General features: G+C 40.5%; 4 protein-coding genes, 1 tRNA gene and 3 pseudogenes. 4 read left to right on the top strand and 4 right to left on the bottom strand.

The genetic code is table 11. The features are described from left to right. Nucleotides 1-613: response regulator transcription factor (locus tag R1Y93_RS10840; RefSeq protein ID WP_500822809.1), on the bottom strand; the 613-nt coding region annotated here is incomplete at its 3' end. Between the two features lie 84 nt (nucleotides 614-697). Here R1Y93_RS10840 and R1Y93_RS10835 point away from each other — a divergent pair. From R1Y93_RS10835 to R1Y93_RS10825, 3 genes and pseudogenes are all read left to right on the top strand, one after another. After that, nucleotides 698-823 carry a CD1871A family CXXC motif-containing protein gene (locus R1Y93_RS10835; protein ID WP_244092886.1) on the top strand — a complete coding sequence of 42 codons (126 nt, stop codon included), beginning with the start codon at nucleotides 698-700 and terminating at the stop codon, nucleotides 821-823. After that, on the top strand, nucleotides 816-1,715 hold the full coding sequence (locus R1Y93_RS10830) for a 4Fe-4S binding protein (protein WP_500822807.1): 900 nt from the start codon (nucleotides 816-818) through the stop codon (nucleotides 1,713-1,715). Before R1Y93_RS10835 ends, R1Y93_RS10830 begins: the two co-directional genes overlap by 8 nt. 214 nt (nucleotides 1,716-1,929) lie before the next feature. Then, nucleotides 1,930-2,833 (top strand): annotated as a pseudogene (locus R1Y93_RS10825) (TlpA disulfide reductase family protein). A gap of 218 nt (nucleotides 2,834-3,051) precedes the next feature. On the opposite strand, the gene R1Y93_RS10820 reads toward R1Y93_RS10825, so the two are convergent. Further along, nucleotides 3,052-3,125, bottom strand: a tRNA-Pro gene (locus R1Y93_RS10820). A gap of 657 nt (nucleotides 3,126-3,782) precedes the next feature. Between R1Y93_RS10820 and R1Y93_RS10815 the strand changes: the two are divergent. Beyond that, nucleotides 3,783-4,326, top strand: a pseudogene (locus R1Y93_RS10815) (Uma2 family endonuclease). A 150-nt stretch (nucleotides 4,327-4,476) separates the two neighbouring features. Here R1Y93_RS10815 and leuD read toward each other — a convergent pair. Then, the gene (leuD, locus tag R1Y93_RS10810) at nucleotides 4,477-4,968 is read right to left on the bottom strand and encodes a 3-isopropylmalate dehydratase small subunit (RefSeq protein WP_500822806.1); all 492 of its coding nucleotides are present in this window, start codon (nucleotides 4,966-4,968) and stop codon (nucleotides 4,477-4,479) included. A 13-nt stretch (nucleotides 4,969-4,981) separates the two neighbouring features. Further along, nucleotides 4,982-6,254, bottom strand: a pseudogene (gene leuC / locus R1Y93_RS10805) (3-isopropylmalate dehydratase large subunit). Nucleotides 6,255-6,419: the final 165 nt, after the last annotated feature.

Here is a 6,419-nt window from a genome sequence, read left to right as displayed (position 1 = left end):
AGCTGTCCACAGACGCATCCCATACATGTTCCATAAGTTCTTCCTGACTGATCGGCCGACCCTGATTAAGAAGCAAATATTCCAAAATCCCATTTTCTTTTCTGGTTAAATGTACTTTTTCATCTTTTACGTAAGCCTCACGCTTCCTGGTATCAAACCGTATGTCTCCTGCTTTCAGGCAAACATCTCTTTGTACAAATCTGCGCCGTGTAAGACTTCTGATACGTGCTTCAAGCTCCTGCAGATGAAAGGGCTTTTCCATATAATCATTGGCCCCTGCATCCAGCCCCTCCACCTTATCTGCGATCTGGCTCCTTGCAGACAATATAAGAACCTTTGTATCCTCATTTTTCTTTCTGAGTTCTTTTAAAATATCCATGCCATCCATACCGGGAAATTTCAGATCCAAAACGATCAGATCATAATTCTCTGCCAGAATATAATCAAGCGCCTCTTCCCCATCGTAACAGGTATCCACCTCATATCCTGCATCATATAAACTTTTTGCAACAGTGTCGCATAATTTTTTCTCATCTTCAACAATTAATAATCTCAAATTTTCCACCTGCTTCTTAACAGAAATTTTACAACAGTTATTGTATAATACAAACATCAGCTGGTCAATATATGCAAGAAATGAAAAGAATAACATGTCTGCCAAAACGAAAGGAGTAATAAGATTTTGAAGTGTAAAAAAATGTCTCAACTTGTTTTACTTATTACAGGCATAGCTATGATTAGCTATGGTGCGATCAGAGGCGAAGCCGCCACTGTACTTGGAAAAGCAATAAAATTATGTCTGGAGTGTGTTGGAATTGGATAAAAAAACGAATTTACGATCAAAAAAAATTGTACAGATCCGTGGGTGGATACAGGCAGCAGCCACACTTCTTACCAACATTCACATTCCCAATGTGTTCAAGGGCCAAATATATCAAGGCAAGGCGAAAACTGTATGTGTTCCAGGATTGAACTGCTATTCCTGTCCTGCTGCTACAGGTGCATGCCCAATTGGCGCATTTCAGGCAGTGGTTGGATCATCCAAGTTTAAATTTTCATATTACATAACCGGTTTTTTCATTTTGCTTGGTGTGCTGCTGGGGAGGTTTATCTGTGGATTTTTGTGTCCGTTTGGATGGTTTCAGGATCTGCTTCATAAAATCCCCGGAAAGAAATTTTCCACAGCCAGGCTGAAGCCATTAAGATACCTGAAATATATCATTCTTATTGTTTTCGTCATACTTCTGCCAATGCTTGTAACGAACTCGATAGGAATGGGAGATCCATTCTTCTGCAAATATATTTGTCCGCAAGGTGTGCTGGAAGGTGCAATACCATTGTCATTGGGAAATGCAGCTATACGTTCTGCATTGGGAAATTTATTTACGTTTAAATGTCTTATTTTGATTACCGTAGTTATTTTAAGTATCCTGTTTTACAGACCTTTCTGCAAATGGATATGTCCTCTTGGTGCAATTTATTCACTGTTTAATAAGGTATCCCTTCTTGGCATTCAGGTGGAAAGCAGCAAATGCGTGGGATGTAACAAATGTGCAAAAGCATGTAAAATGGACGTGGATGTACGCAGAACACCAAACCATATGGAATGTATCCGGTGCGGAGCCTGCATAAAGGCCTGTCCCACAGATGCGATCCATTACCAGTTTATGGGGAAAGCATGTACCAAAAAGGACAGCTGCAATAGCCAGCAATAAGAAACAATCACCTAATTAATACAGTTATCTCATTAATCTTATTATAATTATTTAAAGGAGTTTATTATCATGAAAGCAAAAAAAGTACTTATCACACTCTTAGCACTTGGCACCGCATTATCATTTACTGCATGTAACGGAGGAACTACGGAAAAAGAAACTGCTAAAACCGAATCCGCTAAAACAGAATCCACTAAAACTGAATCCGCCAAAACTGAATCCAACAGAAGCAGATAAAGCAGAAACGGTAAAAGCTGACACAGAAAATACTGAAACAGAAAATACAGGATCAGATACCGCCCAAATTACTTACGAAGAGACTGACACTGATCCATCTGACAATACTTCAGATTCAGAGCTTGACAATTTATATCAGCAGGAAAACCAACTTTTTGCAGACCACAAAGACGCATGGGACAAAGCTTTTGGTCTGATGAGTAAAAGCTCTGCCGATCCAAGTGGAAATTACGCAGATTTTCTTTCTGACACAGTTGAGTCAAACAAGGATTCTTTTACAGATGAACAGTATAAAACCCTTACAGATGATATTGAAACCATACGAAAAATTGAAGAGCAGATCGCAGAACTTGAAAAGAAACATGCAGAAACAGACTCTTCAGAAACAAAAACTGCGTCAGATGATGCCTCTCCTTTTGCAGAACTTCTCCGGAAAAGATTTCGATGGAAATTCAGTTGATGAAAGTCTGTTTTCCAAGAATGCAGTAACCGTTGTTAATTTCTGGTTTACCGGGTGCAAACCTTGTGTTGCTGAGTTATCTAAGCTTAACGAATTGTAAATGATGCCATCAAATCCATGGGCGGAGAAGTAGTAGGCATCAACACAGAGACTTTTGATGGGAATGAAGATGCGATCAAAGAAGCAGCTTCGATTCTTGAAAAGTCAGGGAGCAAAGTACCGCAATCTTTCCATTGATTCTGATTCTGATGCAGGAAAATACGCCTCAAGTATTATGGCATTTCCTACAACAATTTTAGTAGATCGAAATGGGAATATTGTAGGAGATCCTATGCTGGGCGGAATTGACAACCAGGACAATTACGATGCTCTGATGAAACAGATTCAATCTGTAATTGATGCTGATAGCACAGAGAAATAAATTTCATAAAAACGTTTACTGTTACGCAAAGCCACCCACGAACGGGTGGCTTTCAGACTGTAGGCAAACTTGGATTGCAAACCGGAAATCATTGAGAACATTGAAAAATCATAAATACAATAGATTGGAAGCAATGAGATAATCAAAATAGGAATCAAAAAGTAAATAAAAAAGAGCTCAGTGCAAACGCTCCAAACTCTTGATCTTACTGGATTTAATCGGGGCAACAGGATTTGAACCTGCGACCTCACGGCCCCCAGCCGTGCGCGCTACCAAGCTACGCCATACCCCGCAACAGAAAATATTATATCAGCATTCACCTGAAAAAGCGACTGTTTTTTTACTTTTATGCATTTTCTGTTTTTCTACTTTTTTCTACTTTTTTCTACTTTTATGCATTTTCCAAGTTGCTGTGAACGGAGTAAACAGTAGCATTTTCTTATTTGACAAAGATCATAATCCCCTTTATACTTATCAAAAACAAAGAAATTTTTTACAACATTAGGATTCTCAAACGAAGCAGAGTGTATCATTCATGGTAATGAACTTATTCTTCGCCCTATAAAGAATATTTCTGATGGTGAATTTGCTGAACAAATTCTTGAAGAACTTATTGACCAGGGACTTAATGGAAAAGCATTACTTGCCGCTTTTAAGGATAAACAAGCACAAATCAGACCCGCTGTAGAAATGTAGAATACGTCAACTACCAGATTATTGTAGTCATCATGGCTGGAACTAGAGAAAACTTTTATGATGCACTAAAATGCCATATGAAAAATCAGGGAATTACCTGAAGATATTTGGCAGCAGGATTTCTTATAAATTATCTGTGATCCGTGATGATTTGGAAATCAAGACTTATATAACTGTGATCTGCGATAAAGACAAAATTACAGAAAAGTGTATATGTGATCACATCAATGGATTGAAGAAAGGAGTTTTCATTATGCCATTACCCAGAGAACGGATTTATACAATAGATGACATCTACGCTCTTCCGGAAGGTGAACGCGCAGAGTTGATTGATGGACAGATCTATATGATGGCTCCGCCTAATACCAGGCATCAGGTGATCGTCTGGAGAACTGTATGCTACTATCCGCAATTATATTAAAAATAAAGGCGGATCCTGTAAACCTTATATCTCTCCATTTGCAGTGTTCCTGAATGAAGACAACAGAAACTATGTCGAACCGGACTTAACAGTTGTCTGCTCGCCAGACAAAATAGATGAAAAAGGCTGTCATGGTGCACCTGACTGGGTAATTGAAGTTGTTTCTCCTGCTACCCAAAGTAAAGATTACGGAATGAAGTTATTTAAATACCGGACAACCGGAGTCAGAGAATATTGGATTATAAATCCCCTGAAAGGTATCGTAAATGTCTACGATTTTGAAAATGAATCGGGTACCGGATTATATTCTTTTGACGATGAAATTCCAGTATGTATATATCCTGATTTATCAATTGTGATCTCTGAATTATTCTGAATTATTATAATAAAAACAAAAAAATCCTGAGAGAACGGATGCAGAATGACTGAAGCAGGATTATTGCAATTGCAGATCCTGTACTTTGCCAGATTTATTCTGCTTACGAACTCTCAGGATGTATATGTGTGATTGAAAGCTGGCTGTTTCTTATGCCTGCTTGCTGTTAATATAGTTTACAAGGCCTTCCGCTTTGATGATCTTCTGCATAAACTCCGGGAAAGCCTGCCCTTTAAACTCCGTACCCTTTGTGCGGTTGTAGATCATACCGGAATCAAAATCAACCTCTACCTGATCTCCATCCTCAATACCCTTGCTTGCTTCCGGGCATTCAATGATCGGAAGTCCGATATTGATGGCATTTCTGTAAAAAATACGTGCAAAGGTCTCAGCGATCACACAGCTTACTCCTGCTGCCTTAATAGCAATAGGTGCATGCTCACGGGAAGAACCGCAGCCAAAGTTCTTATCTGCTACGATAATATCTCCCTTTTTCACCCTTTTCACAAATGTGTTATCAATATCTTCCATGCAGTGGGTAGCCAGTTCTGCCGGATCTGAAGAATTCAGATAACGTGCAGGAATGATCACATCTGTATCTACATTATCTCCATATTTAAAAACAGTTCCTTTTGCCTGCATCTTTTATTCCTCCTTATAATCCCAGTTCTTCCGGTGCAGAAATCTTACCTGTAACAGCACTGGCTGCTGCTACAGCCGGGCTTGCCAGATATACCTCTGAATCCACATGACCCATACGGCCTACAAAGTTACGGTTGGTAGTGGAAATACATCTCTCTCCTGCTGCCAGGATACCCATGTAACCACCAAGGCAAGGTCCGCAGGTAGGTGTACTTACAACTGCACCTGCTTCAATAAAGATCTTCAGAAGCCCTTCATCCATAGCCTGAAGATAGAACGGCCTGAGTCGCCGGGATCACGATGCAGCGCACACCTTTTTTCACTTTACGTCCCTTCAGGATCTGAGCTGCCACACGAAGATCATCAATACGTCCGTTTGTACAGGAACCGATCACAGACTGATCGATCACAACAGGCTCTGTGATCTGTGAAATAGTCTTCGTATTCTCCGGAAGGTGTGGGAAAGCAATGGTAGGCTCCAGTTCACCAAGATCGATGGTGTACTCAGCTTCATAAACTGCATCCTCATCTGCCTCATAAATCTTATACGGTCTTACAGAATGCTCCTTCATGTACTGCTCTGTCAGCTCATCTACAGGGAAGATGCCGTCCCTTCCTCCTGCCTCGATCGCCATATTTGCAATTGTAAAACGGTCATCCATGGGGAAGATTCTTAATCCCCTCACCAGTAAACTCCATAGATTTGTAAAGTGCTCCATCCACACCGATCATACCGATGATATGTAAGATCACATCTTTTCCGCTGACCCATTTCTTTGGTTTGCCCACAATATTAAATTTAATAGCTGCCGGAACTTTGAACCATGCTTTTCCGGTAGCCATACCGGCTGCCATATCCGTACTTCCCACACCAGTAGAAAATGCACCCAGTGCACCGTAAGTGCAGGTATGTGAATTCTACACTGATCACTACGTCACCTGCAACCGTAAGACCTTTCTCAGGAAGCAGCGCATGCTCAATCCCCATCTGTCCTACATCAAAATAATTGGTAATATCATGAACCACAGGCAAACTCTCTGACGCATTTGCAGTGTTCCTGGATTTAATATCTTTGTTTGGGATAAAATGATCCATTACCAGTGCAATCTTGTCTTTATCAAAAACTGTATCACAGTTCTATTCCGTCCATCTCATGAATAGCCACTGGTGAGGTAATATCATTTCCCAGCACCAGATCCAGATCTGCTTCGATCAGCTGTCCTGCTTCCACATGATCCAGTCCTGCATGAGCTGCCAAAATTTTCTGTGTCATTGTCATTCCCATTCTCATATTCCTCCTGTAACATATCTATGCAGCTGTCCAGTTACTGTTCACACACCACTATCCCGCTAGGTGTTTTGGCATGAATATGCCAAGATCCCCAGCACATACAGTGCCAAAATTCCATTGCCGCAGGCAATCTGGAATGAATTTTGGCTACGTTACTGT

This window comes from Blautia sp. HA3515 (assembly GCF_059933065.1).
The sequence above is the reverse complement of the archived record's forward strand: the minus strand, read 5'-3'. Positions and strand labels throughout refer to the sequence as shown.